This window comes from Verrucomicrobia bacterium S94, from assembly GCA_004299845.1.
Classification (GTDB): Bacteria; Verrucomicrobiota; Kiritimatiellia; order Kiritimatiellales; family Pontiellaceae; genus Pontiella.
This window is the reverse complement of record CP036201.1, coordinates 19,829-41,734: the sequence shown is the minus strand read 5'-3', so window position 1 is coordinate 41,734 and position 21,906 is coordinate 19,829. Positions and strand designations below refer to the sequence as shown.

The 21,906-nt window shown below is 53.6% G+C and carries 13 protein-coding genes and 4 pseudogenes; 4 read left to right on the top strand and 13 right to left on the bottom strand.

The genetic code is table 11. From position 1 onward, the window contains the following. Positions 1-50: 50 nt before the first annotated feature. From EGM51_00170 to EGM51_00125, 10 genes and pseudogenes are all read right to left on the bottom strand, one after another. Positions 51-1,946 (bottom strand): hypothetical protein, encoded by a 1,896-nt coding sequence (locus EGM51_00170; GenBank protein ID QBG45899.1) that lies wholly within the window; start codon positions 1,944-1,946, stop codon positions 51-53. Positions 1,947-2,139: 193 nt separating this feature from the next. Next, complete coding sequence (locus tag EGM51_00165; protein QBG45898.1) at positions 2,140-2,910, bottom strand: hypothetical protein; 771 nt, start codon at positions 2,908-2,910, stop codon at positions 2,140-2,142. 107 nt (positions 2,911-3,017) lie between these two features. Beyond that, on the bottom strand, positions 3,018-5,051 hold the full coding sequence (locus EGM51_00160) for a carbohydrate-binding protein (GenBank protein ID QBG45897.1): 2,034 nt from the start codon (positions 5,049-5,051) through the stop codon (positions 3,018-3,020). Next, complete coding sequence (locus EGM51_00155) at positions 5,000-5,941, bottom strand: hypothetical protein (GenBank protein ID QBG45896.1); 942 nt, start codon at positions 5,939-5,941, stop codon at positions 5,000-5,002. The genes EGM51_00160 and EGM51_00155 overlap by 52 nt, the downstream gene beginning before the upstream one ends. Beyond that, positions 5,857-7,200, bottom strand: coding sequence for a hypothetical protein (locus tag EGM51_00150; GenBank protein ID QBG45895.1), 1,344 nt, complete (start codon positions 7,198-7,200; stop codon positions 5,857-5,859). Before EGM51_00150 ends, EGM51_00155 begins: the two co-directional genes overlap by 85 nt. Positions 7,201-7,322: 122 nt before the next feature. Then, complete coding sequence (locus EGM51_00145; protein QBG45894.1) at positions 7,323-7,751, bottom strand: hypothetical protein; 429 nt, start codon at positions 7,749-7,751, stop codon at positions 7,323-7,325. A 421-nt stretch (positions 7,752-8,172) separates the two neighbouring features. Next, positions 8,173-10,542: a glycoside hydrolase family 2 gene (locus tag EGM51_00140; protein QBG45893.1), complete on the bottom strand. Its 2,370-nt coding sequence runs from the start codon at positions 10,540-10,542 to the stop codon at positions 8,173-8,175. Between the two features lie 9 nt (positions 10,543-10,551). Next, positions 10,552-11,723: pseudogene (locus EGM51_00135) on the bottom strand (CoA transferase). A gap of 12 nt (positions 11,724-11,735) precedes the next feature. After that, positions 11,736-12,857, bottom strand: a pseudogene (locus EGM51_00130) (CoA transferase). Beyond that, a complete protein-coding gene (locus tag EGM51_00125) occupies positions 12,854-14,008 on the bottom strand; it encodes an extracellular solute-binding protein (protein QBG45892.1) in 1,155 nt (384 codons plus the stop codon). Before EGM51_00125 ends, EGM51_00130 begins: the two are co-directional and overlap by 4 nt. Before the next feature lie 194 nt (positions 14,009-14,202). On the opposite strand from EGM51_00125, the gene EGM51_00120 reads away from it, so the two are divergent. From EGM51_00120 to EGM51_00105, 4 genes and pseudogenes are all read left to right on the top strand, one after another. After that, the gene (locus tag EGM51_00120; GenBank protein ID QBG45891.1) at positions 14,203-14,982 is read left to right on the top strand and encodes an IclR family transcriptional regulator; all 780 of its coding nucleotides are present in this window, start codon (positions 14,203-14,205) and stop codon (positions 14,980-14,982) included. Then, a pseudogene (locus EGM51_00115) lies at positions 14,979-15,754 on the top strand (enoyl-CoA hydratase/isomerase family protein). The gene EGM51_00120 and the pseudogene EGM51_00115 overlap by 4 nt, the downstream one beginning before the upstream one ends. Before the next feature lie 22 nt (positions 15,755-15,776). Continuing rightward, entirely contained in the window at positions 15,777-17,222 is a 1,446-nt protein-coding gene (locus EGM51_00110) for an aldehyde dehydrogenase family protein (protein ID QBG45890.1), read from the top strand. 15 nt (positions 17,223-17,237) lie between these two features. Continuing rightward, a complete protein-coding gene (locus EGM51_00105; protein ID QBG45889.1) occupies positions 17,238-17,609 on the top strand; it encodes a cupin domain-containing protein in 372 nt (123 codons plus the stop codon). A 75-nt stretch (positions 17,610-17,684) separates the two neighbouring features. On the opposite strand, the pseudogene EGM51_00100 reads toward EGM51_00105, so the two are convergent. From EGM51_00100 to EGM51_00090, 3 genes and pseudogenes are all read right to left on the bottom strand, one after another. Continuing rightward, positions 17,685-18,757, bottom strand: a pseudogene (locus EGM51_00100) (glycosyl hydrolase). 17 nt (positions 18,758-18,774) lie between these two features. Continuing rightward, a complete protein-coding gene (locus tag EGM51_00095; GenBank protein ID QBG45888.1) occupies positions 18,775-20,343 on the bottom strand; it encodes an MFS transporter in 1,569 nt (522 codons plus the stop codon). Positions 20,344-20,524: 181 nt separating this feature from the next. Next, positions 20,525-21,898, bottom strand: coding sequence for a sulfatase (locus EGM51_00090; protein ID QBG45887.1), 1,374 nt, complete (start codon positions 21,896-21,898; stop codon positions 20,525-20,527). Positions 21,899-21,906 lie beyond the last annotated feature (8 nt).

Sequence of the window (21,906 nt, the reverse complement as noted above, 5' to 3'; positions counted from 1 at the left end):
GGCCGTAAACCGGCATAATCAGGCACTCAGAGAAAAGCTGTGCAGTTCGATCAGGGCGAATAATAATTCGATTTATCCGGCCTTGTCGGCGTTACCCGTTCACACCGTTCATTCAGGTAGCTGCCGATCTTCAGCTTTTTGAGATTTTCCAGATACCGGAAGAGAAATTCATGCGAAGTTTCATGCTGAATAATTCTTCCATTCGTATCGGTCAGCGTCACCAGATAACCGCCATAATCCAGCCCTCGCGGGTTTCCCAGCTGCCGGGTAGCATACTCTTTGAGCCGGACCTTTTTCCCGTGAAACTCGAAAGACCGGCCGTTCTCTTCAGATGGGATAAATGTCTCCCGCCTGCGCTCAATCAGCTTGAATTTATCGCCGCTCACTTCTTTAGCCAGCGCGAAATATTCAACTGTAACCGGGTGGTTGTATTCATCAGAAGTCTTCTGCCTGATCCGCACTCCGAATTTATAATCAGAAATCCGGATATGCCGCTGATCTTCATTCAGAAAAGGGGACTGCGGCGGCGGAGGCCGCTGTTCACTTATCCGGCTGAAATTAATATTAAAAGCAGGCGGATCAGCCAGTTCAACATAAAGGCGGTCTGCATTCGAAATGTCGGCCATCGACACTCTAACCTGCTTGTTCCGTGTATTCTTCAGCAACAGCTGCCGCCCCAGCCGGGTAACCAGCTCCGCTTCAATTGTTTTCCCTTTTACCGTCCAGTTTCTCAACCTGTTTTCCGTTTCCCGGTTCGATGGCGGCACCGGGTGAACCGTTACAGTAACCGGTTCAATCCGGCGGGTGCTGTCCCCTTCCGTGCGGGCCAGATCATTGAAAATCGGTCCTTCGCGCACTGAAGCCTCTCCCTCATTCAGATCAACATGGATTACATCAACCAGATCCAGAGACGGCCGGGCGGTTTTGAAAATGGGCAGGCGCGGTCCGTTCATATACGGATTCCGCTCATACTCAACCCCGTCAACCTCCACACAGAGCAATGCTGCAAAAATCCCTCCAGGCGCCTCCCCGATCAGCACATCCATATCGAGTGGTTCCCCGGCCTTCAACTCAATCCAATCCCCCACCACCGAGGTATTGTTGCCCAGCGGATACTTCCGGCTGTCGGCTGAACTGCTGCTCCATAACGAAGCCATTGAAGCCTCGACCACTCCGTCAGGCCAGTTGGCTATCAGAACAATTTCACCATCAACCCGTACAACCAGCATGTCATCCCCCATTCCCCAGAACCGGAAGCGGATATCCTCGGGATAGACCAGCTGCCCCGAGTAATGCACGGCCCAGCAGTAGCCCAGTGTATCGTCTTCCCCGAAAGCCTGAGGTGCCAGAGCAGATTGCAACGGAGGAATACAAACCGTGGTGGCATACAGTTTTTTCGGAGACCGGTAATAGGGGGCCAACACCGACGTCCGGAATCCCCGCCGAACAAAGTTACCCATAATAATGGCGAAATTATCCGGATCCATAGGAATCGTTCGCCCCCGCCGGTCCCGCTTCAGATCATAGAATGTTCCGACAAAGTCACTTCCGATCGTCTGGCCGCTTCCGAAAACCGTCAGTTCTTCTGTATCAGGGAGAATTTCAAAACCGCCGATGTCCCCGGGCAGCATCCCGTCGATTCCCGACATTTCCGGCAACTGGATCTCCGGTATACCGGCCTTCTGTACTTTGGTTACAATTCGGTGGGTTAATCTCGGCTGCGCACTCTTTTTAATTTTCACCTTCGGTTTTTTCAGTTTCATTTTCGGCCGATCCACCGGTTTAGGAGGAACAAATTTTTTCTCCTCCTTTTTCACCACATTAAAAACCACCAGCATCCCGGCCAGAAAAAGTACAGCGGCATGGATCGCCAGACTTGCAATGAATCCACTGGGAGCTCCTTTACTGATTCCAGAAATATGCTTCTTCACTCTTTTCATCATCATACTCCTGACTCAAGGGTTGCTCTCGGGCCGGAACCGGATTCCTGCCCAAAAGGCATTCCCGATTTACATTACCAATGGCATATCCGGACAATGTGACACCGGAAAAAACAAAAAGTTCAGACCTTCCCGAATGCATACAAAAAAAAGTCCCCGAGCAAAGCTCAGGGACTTTTTCTGACTCCGGAAACCGAAACTAAACGCCCAAATGCCGACGGGCAAACAGTATGGCTCCGCCGAATATTCCCACCATTCCAATCGTCGCCGGTTCCGGAATAACGGCGTGACTGTAACGGTCGATATAAGCCTCGGCAGTGGGCCCATTATAATTCATGGCACCAAACACTTCCGCATCCGCATAAAGGCCGGCATGGGTAACCGTAAAAGAGCCGGAGGCCGCTCCACCCCTGTAACTCCAGTCAATATCGAATGTATCGGCTGTAGCAGACTTCGTTATATCAACAATAACGGTCTCACCATTCGCCTGTCCCGCCACATAATCAAACCCCGCATCCTGCTCCGCACCGAAATCGTGGGTTCCGCCGGCAGCATAACCGGCAACGACCAGATCACCCTGAGCATCCATATTCAACTCCAGACCGGCGTTTACCCCGCCCGTTGCAGTTGCCGTTTCTCTGAGCCCGATTCTAAGCCGGTTGTTCTGGGTGTTGTCGGTATAAAACACGCCCACCGTAAACCGTATGGTATCTCCAACATCCAGACTTCCGCCTGATGCGGCATGAACCATAGCACCTCCATTGCTGCCCAGAAGCATGGCTCCGTAGGAATCGGTGGCGGATGTCACATGCTGAGCCCGAGTTATCCACCCATCAATATTGTTGGCGGACGTAGCATCGCTAAAGCCATCCGCCGAAGTGAAGTCCGTGGAATAATCCGCAATGATAGCGGAATGGGCCAGCCCTGCCATCAGGACAGACACACCGATCATGCTTAATCTTCTTTTCATATATACCTCCCGTTTCATTTGTAAACCTGCCCGTCACAGAGCGTCTGTTTCAGTATCTTTTCAATTTATGCATAGAATGTACCTTCGCAACATTAGACATGTATCCATCAGGGTGTATTAACTGTTACATTCAGATTATCAATCAGATTACCGAAGGTCGCTCCGGGATCTGCAGCCTCGCCGGTATTCCAGATAATGATATCAATATCCTGTGACAGATCACCGGAGCTTGCAGACGAATAGGTCTGAAGACCTGTATTCTGCGCCGGAACAATTTCCCACATCTGCACCCCGTTGGTCCCGCCGATATACCCCTGCACCGACGGAATCCATGCATTGGTCACCCCGCCGCCGATCCGGTTGGCTTCAATCTGAATTGAATTCACACTGAACACCTGATCCTCGCCGTCGATCTGCATCACAAACGTTCCCGGAACCGCATCCTGGGCATAGGCGGCTTTAAAAGCACGGCCGCCATCTGCAGCGGTCGCTGCGGCACGGCCGCCGGCTACCATCACCACGCCGTTATTGGTTTCGGCATAATTGTAGCCTTCCCACCAGTTGCCGGAAAATTCAGACCAGTCGAACAACGCGGAAATGCCCGAAGGCAGCGTAGAGGGTACCTCATCAATCCGGTAATATTCCTGCGGCAGAGCGGGCAGAGAATTGGAAATCACCGCTTCACCGCTCGCATTAAACAGCAGATTGGATTCTACCACCTCCCACGGCCCATCCACCAGATTGGTGGTGGCATAGAGCGCAAAAGCGGTCTCGCCCGGCCCGTTGGTCACGCTGATGATAATACTGCCGTCCTGAATCAGCAGGGCCATTACCGAACCGTCAATCCCGCTTCCGGCATCAACACGGGTCAGGATAAATTTATCCAGATTCCACTGCCACGCCGGTGATGACGAAGCCGCCAGACGAACCACATAGTCTCCTTCGCTTAGGGCCAGATAGGACCCCGACGACAACGTCACATAGGCATCCCAGGCTCCGGTATTCGGAACTTCGTCACTCGCCAGCGAAACACCATCCAGCAGGAATTCTATACCAGTTCCGTCGTTCGGCGATGCAACGACATATTCCAATCTGTAGATGCCGTCTTCCGGAATATTCACATTGTACTCCGCCCAGTCATTGGCCTCTACATAATTGATTCCAACCGATGAATTCGATACCCCGCCGGTATTAAAGAAGGTTTCCGCCTCCACGGTATAAACCGCTCCGCCGGCAACCGGTTCAAAGACCGTCATTTCATTCGTGGCTGAAAATCCGCCGTCCACCGTAGTCACCACAATCTGTGCAGAACCGGCGGCAATACCGGTCACCAGACCGCTGCTGTCCACCGTGGCAACTGCAGGATGCAGCGATGTCCATGTGACGGATGGATCCGCAGCATCCGCAGGCAGAACAGACTCTGTTAACTGTATGGACTCTCCAACACCTATCAATGCGGATGCCGGACTGACACTCACGCCGGTTACCGCAACCGGTGGCGGTACGGTAATGGTGCTGCTGTCCGTCAATCCGCCGTCAGTCGTCGTTGCTGTTATGATCGCCGTTCCTTCGGAAACCGCCGTAACAACACCCGCTGCATCAACCGTGGCCACGGCCGGATTATCAGAAGCCCAGACAACGGCCTGTGTGGCTGCATTCACCGGATAAACCGTTTCAGTTAATGATGCGGTTTCTCCGGCCCGGATAACACGGGCCGATGGATGAACGGCCACTTTTTCAACCGCGAACGGCACAAATTCCGTAACAATTACCGTAGAGGAATCACTGTATCCGCCATCCTCGGTCGTCGCCGTAATAGTTGCTGTACCGGCAGAAACTGCAGTGATCATACCGAGGCTGTCCACAGAGGCCACGGCCGGATTGTCTGAAGACCAGATAATCCGCTTATCGCTGGCATTCGCCGGTGTAATGGTTGCCCTGACCGAATCCGTGCGCTGTTCAGGCATCGACAGTGCTGACGGTGAAACCGATATTCCGGAACCCGGAATTTCGGTCGCCGTTGCCGACCGGCCGGGAGCCTGACTGAATTCCGTCACCTGAAGATTCACGCAGGAATACGTGCTGTTATTCAGGATCTCACAGGTAATGGTATTATTCGCCTGAAGATACGCTTTCGGCACCGGAATCTCAATCGTTCCGAACCAGCGCGGATTACCGAGCGACTCGCCGCGCCAGTCCCATGAAAGTCCAGTGTATGTCCGTTAAACGTAATCACATTCCGGGGATCATCACTCATCACAAAGTCGCGTATGAACAACCCGCTGACGCGCAATACGGCCTCGGCATCCCCCGCCGGCACCGTCACTCCGTTGATCTGCGCAGTGAGTGTTTCCAGTGAAGCTTTTTCAACCCGGAAAGGTTCCGTGCCGCTCAGGCTCTCGCCATAAAACTTGGTTTCTTCAGCCGTTTCGCCAGGCACCTGTTCATCGGCAAACGTATAACAGAGAATCATGGTGGCTTCGGCACCGATTTCAACTGAGCCGGGAGGAGTCAAAACCGTCTGATCACTCAGTACCGGCCGGCCATCTGTACCTAACGACGTATCCAGATAGAGGTGCTTAATCTGCACATGGTTAACCGTGTTCGATGAGAGTCCGAATGAATGGAGATTCACAACCAGGTTGGTTGGCTCGAGGTTGTTAAGAATCAGATAGCCCTGATTGCCGTCCACATAAGCATCCACCTGAAGATCCAGATCGCTGGCCATGGTGTCCACCCGTATTCCATCAACATCGCTCCAGAGTTCATACCATTTAATGAATTCACTCCATTCCCAGACCCCGCTTCCCGGTGAGGTCTCATCCAGCATGGTGCTGGGATAACGATAAAGGACATCATCGACATAATAATCGCCCCATGTTGCTTTAACCGGCGTGAAAGGCATCGATTTAACCACATAGTCGGGGCGTTCCAGAAACTGCATCATCATGGAACTGAAAGGCTTGAGATTTTCCCAATGCTGACGTCGACGATCAATCGTCGGAGTATTCGCCTGATATGAACCACCCACCGCTCCATATTCAGACAGCACAACCGGTTTACGGTTGGAAACCCCGTTTTCGTGTACATCATACCATTCCAGCGTATCCAATGTTGCTTCCACGGGACCTCCATGCCGAAAGGTACCACTGCCCGGCGTCTCCCACGCCGGCCAGTCATAGAGATGGACCGCATAGAAATCCATATTGCTTCCGGCATGGTCAATGAAGCCTTTCCAGACCACATCCCACTGCTCCAGGAACCGAAGCCCCCATCGGTCGGATAAGCGGTCGTACCGGCATCCCGATAAAAGGCGGCACCATTTGAAGCAGCGGGATCATTGTTGTAGATCAGGTCATAGTAATGCTGTCCGTCGTATCGGGGCAGATCGCCCTGCCAGAGATCATGCAGTCCCCAGGTCATACCGCCGATCAGCGGGGCATCTTCGCCCATACGCTCACGAATGCCGGTCGCCACCAGATTATGGTACTCCCAAAGCGATTCCCAGTTCGAAACCATGAACTGACCGGTCATCAGTTCCATATCCGGTTCGTTAATCACCTCCCAGTATTTCGGAGGCAGTTCCCCGGAGCTTTCACCGGGACGGCGAAAGGCCGTATCCATATATTCAATAATCCATTCTGCAGAAGTCTCCACATCCAGCGGCTGCCAGCCATCGGCAAAACCGTTCGGATACCAGCTCAAGGTCGGATAGACCGGGTGGGGATTGTGGCCCATAATCATTTCCTGACCGCGCGCTTCATACCGGTGCCAGTCAAGATCGGCATCATACTGCGTCTTCCACCAGGCATCAAAATTGGCCAGCCAGTTCGTATCGGCCATATTCGGGCGCTCCGGATCCTCCGGCGTAGCCTGGAATTTCCAGGTTGCCGACCCGTTATCGCGACCGAAATAGACATCCAGATCATTCATCAGATAATCCAGCTTATCCTCTTCGCCTTCCCAATCGGGATCGCGTATAGCCGAATGCACGGTAATGTGACGTTCCCTGCCGAAATCGGAGATCCCGTTCACAGAATATTCAATATTCCAGTTCACATCCACATTCACGGTTCCTCCCGGCAGCACAGGAGAAGCTTCGCCGATGACCGTGATATGTACGGTTCCCGTTGACGCACCATCCACATCGGATACTTCCACCGAAAAAACATTGAGCCCCTCATCGCCGGAAAGCGGTGTTCCGGAAAGTCCGCCGTTTGAGGCCACACTCAACCAGTCCGGACCGCTGAGTTTTGTGAAGCTTACGACATCCCCGTCAACCTCCGACACATCGGCCTCCAGACTGCCCGAATAAGCGGCATTTACATCCGCATCCGCTTTTACAACCGGATTGGAATGAAAGGATGGCGGACCAGGTTCCGGCTCAGTACCCCCGCCGGATCCATTAGGCGTTACCGAAACATTATCAATGGCCAGTCCTTTTCCGGCACCGTCGGCCCCCAGCGAATGAAAAAGGTCTGGCCGTCGGCAATGTTCAGACCGCCGATGGTATGTGAAATTCCGTCTTCCCGGTTGGCTGCCAGATTGCCGTCGCCGTTTGCCCAGATCCCAATGGCATTCGGAGCGGCGAAATACAGTTCGGGAACCTCGGTCCAGACGGCTCCGGCATCCATGAGAGAAACCGCGTTCAGGCTGTATTCCACCGTCAGTCCGACCGTAACGCTTCCGCGATACCACTGCTCCCCGTCATAGGAAACCGCCAACTGTGTGATATTCGATCCACTATCATTCCGAAACCGGGCCCCGAACCCGCCCGGAGCCTGATACCCCAGACCGAACGAGCGCTCCGAAATACCGGCAGCCGACCCAAAGCTGGCCACCCGGGAATGGTTTGCGCTGCCGGAATCCCCCCTGTCGCCTGACCGTAAGTCTGGTTGTTATTCGCCCACCAGCCGGTGGAAATGTCAGCCCCCGCAGTCCCCGTCCAGAACAGCGCATTCACAATTTCCGTATCAGGTGTGATACTCCCGGAACCGCTCGCTCCTGTATTAATCAGTGAATCAAAGGTTTCCGTATGGGTTGAGCCCGTCAGCGAAATCGGGCCGGCCTGGGCGGTCAGCTGAAAGACAGCGGCTCCCGCCAATGCAGTTACAACAGTTCTCAGTCGCACCATCATGCTCTCTCCTTATTACGATTGGAAGTACATGATTGCATCGATTATTCATCCGTCCAGCTGAACAAATGTCCGAGTATGAAAAAGCCCCGGAACAGAAAATGTCCGGGGCTCTTCAGAGAATCGGATTAATCGAGTTCCAGCGCTTCCGGGAAGTAGCGATAATAGGTCGGACCGTACTCTTCGATCCGCTTGCAGTTGGCCTGATGCATGGACTTCAGCTTCGCCTTCCCTTCCTCCTGGCTGTCGATCAACAGCGAATGGGAGTTTTCACTCAGGACCGCACCATCAGCGGCTGTCAGCTTCACGTTTACATAGAAAAATTCCAAACGCCGCCCCTCCACTTTCCAGCTGACCGGTGCAACGGAGGCCGCACTGTTCGATTCAATATCCGCATCCGCGGAACCCTGGGCAACCGTTTTACCACCGGCAACGATTTCCCAGTCCAGCTTCGCACCGGGAATCGCCTGATGCAGATCATTGACCACCCAGAGCTCAGCTTCAAAGGTTTCTCCTGCATCCCAGCGCTTCCTGCTGTAGTGCACACTGGCCAGCACCGGCTGATACGCCCGCTTTACATAATCGAACGACAGCTTCTTATCGCCGTAGTAATCAATGATTCCCCATTTGATGTCCGGCATATGCGTCATAAAATGGCAGAGGGCCACACAACTCAACCGCGGTTTCTGACGGCGGTAGTATTCCAGTGCATACTGAAAAATGATCCCCTGAGCCAGCTGAGTCGCTTCAACAAACTCTTCCAGCGAGCCCGTCTTTTCGTCTCCGAAAACTTCAACATTCAGCGTTTTCAGAATATCGATATCCGCCCAGTGATAGCCCCAGCTGACGCCCATCGGCCAAAGTTCGTCCTCCGGAATAAACTTTTTAAGCGCTTCAACACTCGGAGCCGAAGCCGCCGTCAGTTCAGGAATCACACAGTAATCCTGTTCCGGGTAATACTCCTCCATCGGTTTTGCCCCTGCACCGTAATAGTGTTCATTGGCATGCGCCGACTCATTCGGTTTGTAGCCCAGCAACTGACCGTTTTCCGCACTCAGCGGCGAAGCCGGTGCATACGGAACATGAGTATGCAGCTTCACAACTTTGCCGATCTCATCCATGAACAGCTTGTTGTCGCTCTCCAGATGCGCTCCCGAAAAATAGACCTCCTCGCCCCCCATCCACATAATGGTCGACGGATGATTCCGGCGCTGCTTCACAATCTCCGCCGCTTCGCTCAACGCTCCGCCCAGAACCTCTTCCGTGGCAATATAGCCCTGCGTTGCAAAGCTGAAGTTGGTCCACACCGTAATCCCCAGCCGGTCGCAAAGTTCATAGAAATACGGAACTTCCGGCGGATGCCAGCCGAAAATCCGCAGGTTGTTGATGTTCGCTTCCTTCACCTGCTTCAAACGGGAATCATATTTTGCATCGGTGTTGCGTCCGTAGAGCATCGACGGCGGACCGCCCCAGCAGGCCGACCGCAGAAAGGTCGGCTTCCCGTTGATGACAAAGGTCCAGGGATATTCCACCTGATCTTCTGTAAAGCCCGGATTCATTTCCATCGTGATTTCGCGGATTCCGAAAACCTCTTGCGAAACATCGCTCACCTTCCCGCCCACAGAAGCGCGGATTTCTGCTTCGTAGAGATTCTGATCTCCCATATCCCACGGCCACCACAGCTGCGCATCCTCCACATGCACCTTAACGGCTGCCGTCTGTTTGCCCGGTTCAACCGTAACAGAAACCGTTTCAGAAGCCGTCAGCAGGCTCTCAAAATTTTCACCTTTAACAGCAATCTCCAGATCCGCCGTCACGGCCGCATCAGAGAGATTTTCAAGTTCAACCTCAAAAGACACATCCGCCTGGCGCCCGTCGATACGGGATTCGATACGGGTATAGCCGATTTTGATCATGTCAGTCGCCATCACCTTTACCGGGCGGTGAATACCGAAAGGAATTACGTCGGGCATATAGTCGCCACCAAAGCAGAACTTCCGACCGGCCACCCGCCCGTGGTTACGCGGCGGCGGATCCAGGCGGATCATCAGGATGTTGCACCCTTCGCGCCACTCGTCAAAACGCACCGAATCGGTGATATCAAATTCAAAAGCCGAAAACATCCCTTCGTGTGAACCGAGATACTGATTATTCAGCCAGGCTTCGCAGCTGTAATCCACACCCTCAAAACGAACGGTGACTTTTTTGCCGGCCCACTCCTTCGGCGCATCGAACTTCGTGAAATACCAGTATTCCAGCTCCTGCACCCATTTGGCCCGTGCAAAATTTCGGCCGAAGTAGGGGTCGTCCAATTCTCCCGCACGCTGCAGATCGGAATAGATATCACCGGGCACCACCGCCGCATTCCAGTTGAAAAAGGTGCCCTGATATTCCGACGGCATCGTGTGAAACCCTTCTTCAACCCCCTGCCCCGGCCGGATTTTCTGCATCTTCCAGTGGATACCGCTCAAATCAATTTCCAGTCTTTTCTCACTCATATCACGCTCCTATTTAGTAAACTCTTCAATGATTGCTTCCGTATGTTCTCCAAGCTTCGGAGAACCCTTCGGATTGAAAATGCGTTTGCCGTCCAGCTTGACCGGACAGCGCGTGGTTCGATACGTCGATCCATCCGACTGCTCAACCGTCTGTTCCATTTCCAGACACCGGAATGCTTCCGACGCCCGCAGCATATTCCAGTCGTACACCTTCGCACACCAGATATCCGCCGGCTCCAGAACCGCCAGCCATTCATCCGTTGATTGAGTCATCAGATGATCCGCCAGAATCTGTTTCAGTTTATCCCGCTCCGTAAACCAGCTCTCCGGCTCCGGATAGTCCAGCAGGGCGTCACAGCCGATCAGCTCACCCATCCGCATTAAATCCCCCATCGACAGCGCAAGATAGCCGTCCGCAGTCTGATAAATACCATACGGCGCCCCAGATAGGCATGCGCATTATGCGTTGCAGTACGCTCCGGGGCCTCGCCTCCATCCTGAAAATAGACCGTCAGCGGTTCAAACTGAAAATCAAGCGCCGCCTCATACAGGCTGACAGCAACCCGACCGCCAACTCCGGCCACCAGCTTGGATAAAATGCCCTGGGCCAATTGCGCACCGGCCAGAATATCCGCCACAGCCAGCCCCATCGGAACCGGACCATCGCCGGCATTTCCGGAAAGCCACGTCAACCCGCTCACCGCCTGCACCAGTAAATCCTGCCCCGGTTTATTACGCCAGGGTCCTTCAGTGCCGTAGCCGGAAATCGTTCCGTAGACAAGGTCCGGATTCAGTGCAGCAACGGCCTCATAACCGAAGCCGAGCTTTTCCATCACCCCCGGACGGAAGTTATGAATCATCACATCCGCCTTTTTCAGCAGCTGCCGGGCCACGACCTTTCCTTCATCGGATTTCAGATCCAGACAAATGCTCTCTTTGTTCCGGTTGATTGCATGAAAGAACGTCGATTCTCCGTTAAGCTGCACGCCGGTCACATAACCCTCCCGGCAGATATCTCCTCCGGGCTGCTCCACTTTAATTACCCGAGCCCCGAAATCCCCCAGCCGCAGAGCCGCTGACGGGCCGGAAAGAAACTGGCTGAAATCCAGTACGGTTTTTCCCTCCAAGGGTAATTCACGTGGAGAGACCGCCTCTTTGTTGTCCGCGGAAGCGAAGGCCAGTGCCCCGCCATCAATTTCTTCATTGGCATTTCCAAGAACCGGAGCCGCCACATCGGAAAAAATGCGCTCGCCATCGATGCGGACGGGACAGCGCAGCGTCTCAATACGCGTTCCGTTCGGACGCGAAACCGTCTGTTTCATTTCCAGGGCGCGGAAAGCCGGATGCTGCATCATCCGCTCATAATCCAGCACATCGGAACACCAGAAATCTGCGGGCTCTAAAACCGCCAGCCAATCTTCCGTTGATTTTTTAACAAACTGTGCAGCCAACTGTTGATTGATTTCATCCCTCTGCACATAGCGCATTTGAGCATCGGCCTCTTCCAGCTCCAGCCCGATCAGTCCGCCCAGTTTTTTCAACGACCCCATCGCAACGGCAATATATCCATCCCGGGTCTGAAAAATGCCGTAGGGCGCGCCGAGATAGGCATGCGCCGGATTGGTTTTCGAACGCCTCGGCAGTTGCTCCCCGTCGTTGAGATGGGTCGTTAAAACTTCAAACTGAAAATCCAGCAGCGATTCCAGCAGACTCACCTCTATGCGCGCTCCCTGCCCGGTTTTATTACGCCGAATCAGCGCAGCCAGAAGCCCCTGCGCCAGATGCGTGCCGCAGATCATATCCCCGATCGCTACGCCGAACGGCGTCGGCGGTGCATCAGCCGAACCGGTAAGCCACGTGAGACCGGATACAGACTGCGCCAGCAAATCCTGTCCCGGCCGTAACGCCCACGGTCCTTCTGGGCCATACCCGGTCACTTCACCGTAAATAATGCTCGGGTTGATCTTGCGGACCTGTTCAAAATCCAGGCCGATTTTTTCCATCACGCCCGGGCGGAAATTATGCGTCATCACATCGGCCGAGGCAATCAGCCGCTTCACCTTCTCCAGATCTCCGGGATCTTTCAGGTTGGCAGCATAGGATTTTTTGTTCCGATTGATGGTGTGAAACACCAGACTATCGCCATCGGCATAAAGATTTTTCGTCGCCAGCTGCCGGCAGGCATCGCCCGTGCCGGGACGTTCTATCTTTATGACCGTTGCGCCGAGATCGGCCAGCCGGAGGCCGGCATAGGGTCCGGCCAGATACTGGCAGAACTCAAGTACAGTGATTCCTTTAAGTGGAAGTTTTTTCATGATGAGGCCTTTGATTTACGATACATAACATTCAATTGATCCAGTACATCCTCCGCACGCCCTCCGTTTTTCAGGAAGTCGTGAATCGGATAACCCGCAGCATCCTGAAAATCAAGATACCCGGCATAACGCGGGCGGACAAAAGCCCGGTCAAGCGTCGGCAATGTATTGCGGAAAAAATCAGAACAGGCGGCATTGGTTTCCGGGGCCTCCCAGGCCCCGCGATGACCCGGCTGCCCGCCCGATTCAAAAAAGAGGCCGCGCTGAATTTCCGGCGAGGCTGTAAAACAGGCATATGCGGCAGCGATTTCCGTATGTTTACATTTTGCAGAAATCGCCAGTCCGGTTCCGCCCAGCATGGTGGACCCCGGCCGCCCCGCTTCCATTCCGATTACATCATGAAAAGTCACAAGGTGCTTCGCATAACCCGGCCGCGAATAGTTGGTATAGCCATAGGTGTACGGAGCATAGGCAAAACGGTCCGTGGACGACATCACCTCCATGGTGCGGATCGGATTCAGTTCAAAGAACTCAGGAGGCACCACATCAGCCAGCTGTTTCAGCTGTTCAAGAGCAAGCACCCCCGCTTCTTTTTCCGCCACCTCTTCCTCATTAGGGAAAATAGACGCTCCGGCCGCTTTCAGCAGATTCAGAAAATTTCCGTAAACATCGAGCGGAATACTCGGACAGCACACCAGCCCCTTTTTTCCCAAAGCAATCAGTTCATCAAAGGTACCCGGAATGGCTTCCCCGGCTTTTTCCAGCAGATCAGGACGGGCGGCCGATACCGGACAGGCAGCATCAATGGCCAGCGCCCACTGACGGCCGTTAAAATGATAACTCATGTGCGACTGCCCCACCGAGTTGGCGGCCTGATCTGCAAGGTATTCCTCCGAAATTAATTTTTCCAGGGGCTGAAGAATCCCGCTGACCGATGCAAAACCGGCCCACGGATGATCGATCACCAGAAAATCATACGCCTCTGCAATCTCGGCAATCGGTTTATCGGCAAATTCCTGCAGCGAGCGTTTATCCCAGTAAATATCGACATGCGGGTTAAGCTCATGAAATCGCTGTGCAGTGGCAACGACAGAAACGTACCCTCGCGAATGATCCCAGGTCATCCCTTTCAACTGTATTTTATCGGCCATTCAGAACCTCACTATGGATTTATATTTGAATTTTAGATTTATATACGATCCGAACAGGAAACAGCAACCCCAAGCAACCTGTACAAAAGACCGATATAAAAACATTGGTAATAAAGCCTTTGTGATGCATAAATGGCATTTAATCGGAATAGCTTTATAAATTTATATATGAACCAATATTTTATAAGAAGATCATGGCCGTCGTAAAAAAAAAGACCAGTTACCAGGCTCCTGCTCTCGAAAAAGGACTGGATATCCTTGAATATCTTTCAACCCAGTCGGAATCGCGCACACAGGTAGAAATTGCCCAGGCGCTGGGACGCAACCCCAGCGAACTCTATCGCATGCTCGCCTGTCTGGAGGAACGTGAATATATTGCAAAAGGCGAATCGGGAAACGGCTATCGTCTGACCCTGCGCCTGTTTCACCTCAGTCATCGCCAGCATACCGCGACTCTGCTGCGGAAAGCGGCTCATATTCCTATGGAAGCCCTGGCCGAGGAAACCGGTCAGGCCTGCCACCTCACGTTCCAGCACGGCACCTCCCTGATTGTGATGATGGAACGTATGCCGGCACGCAGGGTGTGCCTGTCCGTCGGCGAAGGCTCCGTATTCCCCATCAGTCTGACGGCCTCCGGAAAAGTACTGCTGTCCCGGATGTCCGAGGAAATCGCGCACCAGACCCTGGAGGATGACCCGGAATACACCCGCCGCAGCAAGGCTGACCGGCAGCGGATTCTGAATGACATTTCCGAAGCCCGCAAAAACGGATTCCTGGTACAGGAGAGCGAACTTACCGAAGGAACAACCGATATTGCCGTACCGATTGGCATTGACGGATCCGGCACCTCGGCCGTACTGGGCGTATCCTATCTCAATACCGCGAAAGGCGCAGATACTCTCCGCCAGACCTATCTGAAATCTGCGCTGCTGCACGCAGAAGAAATCAACCGTAACTTAGGAGTTATCCGATGAATGGTGTGGAATATGAATGCAAAGACGGAATCGGCCGGATCACATTCAACCGACCGAAAGCCAACGCCTATGACCTTCCGTTTCATGAAGATTTTGCAGAATCGATCAAACAGGCTCATGAGGATGAAAATGCCCGGATCGTCGTAATCCGCAGTGCACTGGAGAAATTTTTCTGCGCCGGCGCGGATATCAGGGTATTTTCAGACAGCGATACTGAAACCAATAAACGCATGGTGGACCAGGCCCGGAAAAATCTGGCCGCCATTGAAACCAGCGGAAAGATTTTCATTGCCGCCATAAGCGGCCACTGTCTCGGAGGCGGGTTGGAGATCGCACTGGCCTGCGATATTCGTTTGGCCGCCAAAGGAAGCTATACCCTCGGTCTCCCCGAAGTGAAACTGGGGCTGACTCCGGGCAACGGGGGTCGCAGCGGCTGGCCCGACTGATCGGCCCCGCCCGCGCGCTCGAACTGTGTGCATCCGGCCGGAGTATCAACCCCGATGAAGCCCACGAACTGGGCCTGTTCAACCGCCTGTTCCCTTCCGGTCAGTTTGAAGCGGCGGTGGAAACCTATGCAAGCGGCTTTGTCAACGGAGCTCCGCTGGCCATCGCCGCACTGAAAAAGGGCATTAAAAAAGGGTCTGAACTGCCGCTGGCCGAAGGACTGGCACTGGAAGCACAGCTGGTGGATGACTTATACGATACGGAAGACGCTGCAGAAGGATTCCGTGCTTTTGTTGAAAAACGGGCGCCGTCATACCACGGGCGCTGAAAAATAAATCAGGAGGAAACCCATGAGCGAAATTAAGTTTTACCCCTGCTACATCAACGGAGAATGGATCGGCAAAGATGCCGCCGAACGTATCCCGGTGGAAAATCCGGCCACCGGAAGGGTCTGGGCCGAAGTTCCGGTCTGCACGACGGAACAGGTACAGCTGGCACTGGAAACGTCAAAGACCGCCCAGGAAGCCTGGCAGGACCTGCCGGCCATTCAGCGCGCCAACTATATCTATGCCATTGCCGACCGCCTGAAAGCAGAACGCGACTATTTTGCCGAACTGCTGGTGAAGGAACAGGGAAAACCGCTGGCCGAAGCACTGGGCGAAGTGGACGACACCATTCGATACATGACCTACAATGCCGAAGCCGCGCGCCGTCTTACCGGGCATATCTTCCCCTCCGATCACCCCAACGAACAGCTCTGGATTCATAAAGTACCGTACGGCGTCACCGTCGGCCTCTGCGCCTTCAACTATCCACTGGCATTGATCGGGCGCAAACTGGGCCCCGCGTTGGTGGCCGGGAATACGATTGTACTGAAACCCCATGAAGTCACCCCCGTCACAGCATCTGAATTCTGCCGGCTGGTGGAAGAGGCCGGCGTACCGAAAGGCGTCGTGAATATGGTGATCGGTACCGGTGCCGCCGTAGGCGAAGCGCTGGTTTCAAATCCGATCACCAGACTGGTCACCATGACCGGCAGTACCCGGGCCGGACAGGCCATCTGTGCAACCGCTGCACCGAATGTCACCAAACTCGTCCTGGAACTGGGCGGAAATGCGCCGTTCATCGTCTGCGAAGATGCCGATCTTGACAAAGCCGCCGAAGCCGCCGTGGTCGCCCGCTTTGCCAACTGCGGACAGGTCTGCATCTGCAACGAAACCGTTCTGGTTCATGAAGCTGTTGCAGAAGAATTTACCGAAAAGGTACTCAAACGCGTGGCGGAAATCAAACTGGGCGATCCCATGAAAAACGAAGGGATGGGTCCGAGCACCAGCCCGGCAGGACTTGCCCGCATCGAGGAGCTCGTAAACAAAGCCGTTGCCGAAGGGGTTACAGTAGCCTGCGGCGGCAAAAAGCCGGAAGGTGCGGAATTTGAAGGCGGCAACTGGTATGAACCGACTGTACTGCTGAACGTGAAAAAAGATTCCATCATGGTCAAAGAGGAAATTTTCGGACCGGTTATGCCGATCGTTAAAATCTCCGGTTATGAAGAGGCCCTTGAGATCACCAATGCAAGCGAAGACGGACTCTCCGCCTATCTGTTCACCGAAAACTACCGCCGCTTCATACACGCCATCGGACACCTTCAGGTGGGTACCATCTTCATCAACCACGGCATTGTCGGCTATATTCAGGGCTTCCATTCCGGCCATAAACGCAGCGGACTCGGCGGCGAAGACGGCATCCACGGTGTGGAGGAAATGCTTCAGAAACGCACCATCTATCTGGGCTGCTGACGAGGAGGAACACCCATGGCTGATCATATTCGAATGACAAATAAAAACGGCGCAAGCGTGCTGTCGAAAAGCAAATTGCCTGAGTTTGATGCCAGCGATTTTCCCGCCGGCTGGTCCGGGCGCAGTCTCGGGGATTCCGGCATATTTATCTTCATGTTCAACGTCGCCGCTGACGCTGAGGAATTTGAAATCCACACTTCGGAAGATGAGTGGCTGGCCTACGTGGTCAACGGCTCCGGCACACTGTATGCCGGTACCGCGGATCTGCAAAAAACAGAAGGCATGGACTACAAGGCCGGCGATTTTATCACCTTCGAAGCTCATACGCCCCACGGCTGGAAAAACGGCCCTGAACCAAGCCGCATTCTTTTCGCCAAACGGGCCTAACGGCCGGAACCACAAAAAACACACACAATCGGAACCCGATTGTGTGTGTTTTCACGTCCTTTAATTTTACGGACTCTATTCGTAGGTTTCCCGGCTGAGGAAATAGTTCTTCAAACCTTCATCAACTTCGAAACGGCGCATCCAGCCGGCCTGATCCGTTACCACATGACACAATCCCCAGCGTAACCCTTCCAGCGGATGCTTATCATGATCCGGCGTACGGAAAAGTCCGTTGGCTTCCGGCGCGCCTTTTATATATGACTTGATTTCAAAATTAATTCCGTCTTCCGCCCACTGAATCGTATTACGTTCCGGGCCATCCGTTGTCAGCATACCGGCAATGCCGCCGTTGTAATGCCAGACACAGATTTCATGGCCGGAGTTGGAAATCGGATTGTATTCACTCTTCACATACGGACCCTCAACCTTATCGGCAATGGCGACCCCCACTTGGTTTCCCGCCCGCCCATATACATCTCTTCGCCCATGGGCTCACCTTTGTAGTAGAGATAGAATTTATCGTTGAAAAACATCAGGGTCGGATCATGAACCTTATGACTGTCAAAACTGCCTTTACTCTTCACCAGAAAACGGTTGTCGGCATCCCCCTCCCATTCACCGTCCTGCTCAGCCTCCAGCACCGGCCCCGGCAGTTTTTCCCAGGGTCCATACGGTGAGTCCGCCACGGAAATGGAAATATTTTCGAAGGAACGGCGGACATACGGAGATTTGACCACCTGATAGACCAGATAATATTTTCCATCGTGCGCAAGAATTTCAGGCGTAAAGACACTGCGGTCGTCATACGAACCAGGCTCACCGCGAACAACCGCCACGCCCTCTTCCTCCCAATGCCAGCCGTCTTTACTGGTAGCATGCCAGATATCGCACTGATCCCAGGGAAAGGTTTTCTTTTCATAGTCCCCTGTACCGAAGCCATAGCTCTTTCCCGTCGAACGGCTGTACCAGACATGATACAGGCCATCGACCTCAATCACAGCACTCGGATCACGACGAACCATACCGTCTTTTTCTTCAGCCAGATCTCCGGTGATCGGCTTGCTGACGATTTCACAATACCACTCCGGACTCTGGTAATAATTGCGTTCTACTGCCCGCTTCGTTGCGGCACTCATTTTCTTTTCCATAATAATAGGTCCTGTGTTTATAAGGTTTTCTTTTCCAGCTGCAGCTGGATCTCTTCAATACTCAGATTCTTGGTCTCCGGCAGGAACGGCCAGATCGCCGCGCAGCCCACCGCTCCGACAATGGCGTAGAACATAAAAATAGACGTTCCGCCCATATTCGCCAACTGCCACGGGAACATAAACTGCACCGCAGCACTGATCGTACTGCTCACCAGTGCAAAAAACGGGATCGCCACACCGCGCAGAGAGGTCGGGAACAACTCGGAAAACAGCACCCACATCAAGGGGCCGATCGAAAAATGAAAAGCTCCGATAAAGCTCAGAATTCCGCCGAGCACGAGCCCGGCATTCATGTCCGCCGCCTCCTTAATAATGGCAGCCGCATGAGTCCGCGTCGCCTCTTCCCCAAGCACTTCAATCAGGGCATCCTTGAATTCGATATCACTGCCGAATTCCCGCCCGACCACCGGAGCCAGCGCATGGGCATCCACTTCGGCCGGCAGTTCCTGCAGTGATTCCGGCGGAAGAGTATACGTCGCCGTTTTAAATCCATACGCACAGATCAGATGACTGGCCGTCACCCAGAGCAGACCGAAAAGAATCATCGGACGGCGCCCCAGTTTGTCAACCAGCAGAATCGCCGCCAGTGTAAAGACCACTGAAACCAGACCGATCCAGACTGTCTGCAGAAACGCCGTATTGGTTCCCCCGCCCAGCTGTTCAAAAACGGTCGGCGCATAAAACAGAATCGCGTTAATGCCTGAAAGCTGCTGTGCAATGGAAATAATAATGGCCACGATCACTGCAATCCGCATACGTTTGTGACACAGTTCCCGGATCTGCGACATCACCGAAAGTTCTTCATCTCCGCGATGCAGGCTCTCTTCCATCGCGGTAATCTGTTCATCGATCTCATCATCCGGCGTAATTTTGCGCATGATCATCTTGGCTTCTTCAATGCGGCCCCTATACACCAGCCAACGCGGGCTTTCCGGAATAAAGAACAGAGCCACAAGCCAAAGCAGAGCCGGCACAATTTCCGATCCGAGCATGTAGCGCCAGATGTGCTGTTCCATATTCAGCTTCACCGCCCACGCCGCCTCGGCATCCGTTGCCTTCACCAGCAGATAGTTGACAAAATAGGCGGCCGTCAAACCCAGCACAATGTTCATCTGGTTTACCGAAACCAGCTTTCCCCGCCATTTTGCCGGCGCAATTTCCCCGATATACATCGCGGAAACCGTAATCGATGTAAATGCCAGCCCGCCGAGAATACGGGCGCAGACCAGTCCGATATAATTGGGCGCCAGCGCAGAAGTCACGGCCGAGATCCAGTACATTCCGGCAATAATGATCAGGGTTTTCTTCCGCCCGATTTTATTACACAGCGGCCCCGCCGCCAGAAGCGCAAACAACACCCCGAACGCCGGCGAACTGACCAGAATGCCCACCTGCAGCTCACTCAGGCCGAACTGCTCCGTCACAAAACTCACCGTTCCGGAAATCACGGCGGCATCGAGCCCGAAAACAAAGCCCCCAAGCGCAACGATAATGGCATATATAAAAGCCTTAACCTGTTTGTTCATAACCCGCTCTCATCTGTATATCGACGGAAACAGCTCCGCCCGATCATTCATCAGTTTCCTTCTTTTTCCGGCAAACGTCCACCGCCAACATTCGCCGGAACCGCTGAAGGAGCCGTTCCGGCGAAAAAACATATAAATAAACCAGATACCCGTTCCTATCAGAATGGGTCAAATGGACAGGTTACGGATACTGCTTCCGGAACTGATCCAGCCGTTCCATCGCCTTTTCCTCATAGAGCCGTTTCAGCATGAACTTCGGCCGTTCCAGCGTGCACTCCCAGGCAAACAGCTTTTTATACAGCTCAGCCACTTTATCAGGATATTCCGTTGCCAGATTGTTCAGTTCCGACGGATCCGCTTCAATGTTATACAACTCGGCCGGACGATCCGGGAAACGCAGCAGCTTCCAGTCTCCATCGCGAATCGTTCCGCGGTTCTCTTTTTTCCAGTACAGCGTCTGATGCGGCCGTCCCTGATTTTCGCCGGTGAGATAAGGCATCATATCCACTCCATCGAGTTCTTCAATTCCGGAAGCATCGCCTCCCGCCGCATTGATAAACGTTGGAAGAAGATCAAGGGTACTCAGCGGCTTGTCATATTCCACCCCCGCCGCCAGTTTTCCTTTCCAGACTACAATTCCGGGCACACGAATACCGCCCTCCAGATGTGTCGCTTTACATCCGCTCAGCGGCCAGTTGCTTGAGGTGCTGGCATCCGTCGGTCCGCCATTGTCATTGGTGTAAACAATCAATGTGTTTTCCCGAAGTTCCATCTCATCCAGCGCATCCAGAATACGGCCGATCGCTCGGTCCATCGACCACGTCAGCTGCGCCAGTTTACGGCGTTTCCCCTCCAGCGCCGAAAACAGCTCCGAATCCTTCGGGTCCGGCTGAATCGGGGTGTGTACGGCATTGAAAGAAACATAGGCAAAGAAAGGATGCTCCCGGTTTCGCTCCATGAATTTAATCGCCTCATCTGCCAGCACATCAGTCAGATAATATTCCGGCTCCTTAAATTCGCCGAATCCCCACTCCAGCCGATCTTCCGGACGGAAATCATCACCTTCTTTATACGCATAAAAACTGCGGGCTCCGCCGCGGAAACCGACAAACTCATCAAATCCGCGCTTCAACGGATGAAACCGGTCCGCATTGCCCTGATGCCACTTCCCGAAAACGGCGGTTTTATAGCCCAGTTCCTGCAGATAATTTCCTACGGTTGGAACTCCGGGCTGAAGCCCCATATCATCCCCGGTGGTGCCATTCGCACTCATATAACCCGGCACATTATTTTCCTCGAACCCCAGCTTCTGCTGATACATGCCCGTCAGCAGACCCGCACGCGACGGGCCGCAAACGGCAGCCGACACATAAAACTGATTGAGCTTAACGCCCTGTGTAACCAGTTCGTCCAAACAGGGCGTCTTAAAATGCCGACTCCCGTTGAAGCCGAAGTCGGCATACCCCGCGTCATCCGAAAAAAGAAGAACAATATTCGGTTTACGGGCTGCAGCCGCCAGACAGGATAGAGCCAACAGAAATATAAGCCGTTTCATCTCATTTT

Excerpts from the sequence above, each read along its gene's own strand:
- EGM51_00170 (QBG45899.1), bottom strand. The coding sequence starts at position 1,946 with ATGATGATGAAAAGAGTGAAGAAGCATATTTCTGGAATCAGTAAAGGA.
- EGM51_00125 (QBG45892.1), bottom strand. The coding sequence starts at position 14,008 with ATGGCCGATAAAATACAGTTGAAAGGGATGACCTGGGATCATTCGCGA.
- EGM51_00095 (QBG45888.1), bottom strand. The coding sequence starts at position 20,343 with ATGAACAAACAGGTTAAGGCTTTTATATATGCCATTATCGTTGCGCTT.
- EGM51_00110 (QBG45890.1), top strand. The coding sequence starts at position 15,777 with ATGAGCGAAATTAAGTTTTACCCCTGCTACATCAACGGAGAATGGATC.
- EGM51_00140 (QBG45893.1), bottom strand. The coding sequence starts at position 10,542 with ATGAGTGAGAAAAGACTGGAAATTGATTTGAGCGGTATCCACTGGAAG.
- EGM51_00090 (QBG45887.1), bottom strand. The coding sequence starts at position 21,898 with ATGAAACGGCTTATATTTCTGTTGGCTCTATCCTGTCTGGCGGCTGCA.
- EGM51_00120 (QBG45891.1), top strand. The coding sequence starts at position 14,203 with ATGGCCGTCGTAAAAAAAAAGACCAGTTACCAGGCTCCTGCTCTCGAA.
- EGM51_00105 (QBG45889.1), top strand. The coding sequence starts at position 17,238 with ATGGCTGATCATATTCGAATGACAAATAAAAACGGCGCAAGCGTGCTG.
- EGM51_00165 (QBG45898.1), bottom strand. The coding sequence starts at position 2,910 with ATGAAAAGAAGATTAAGCATGATCGGTGTGTCTGTCCTGATGGCAGGG.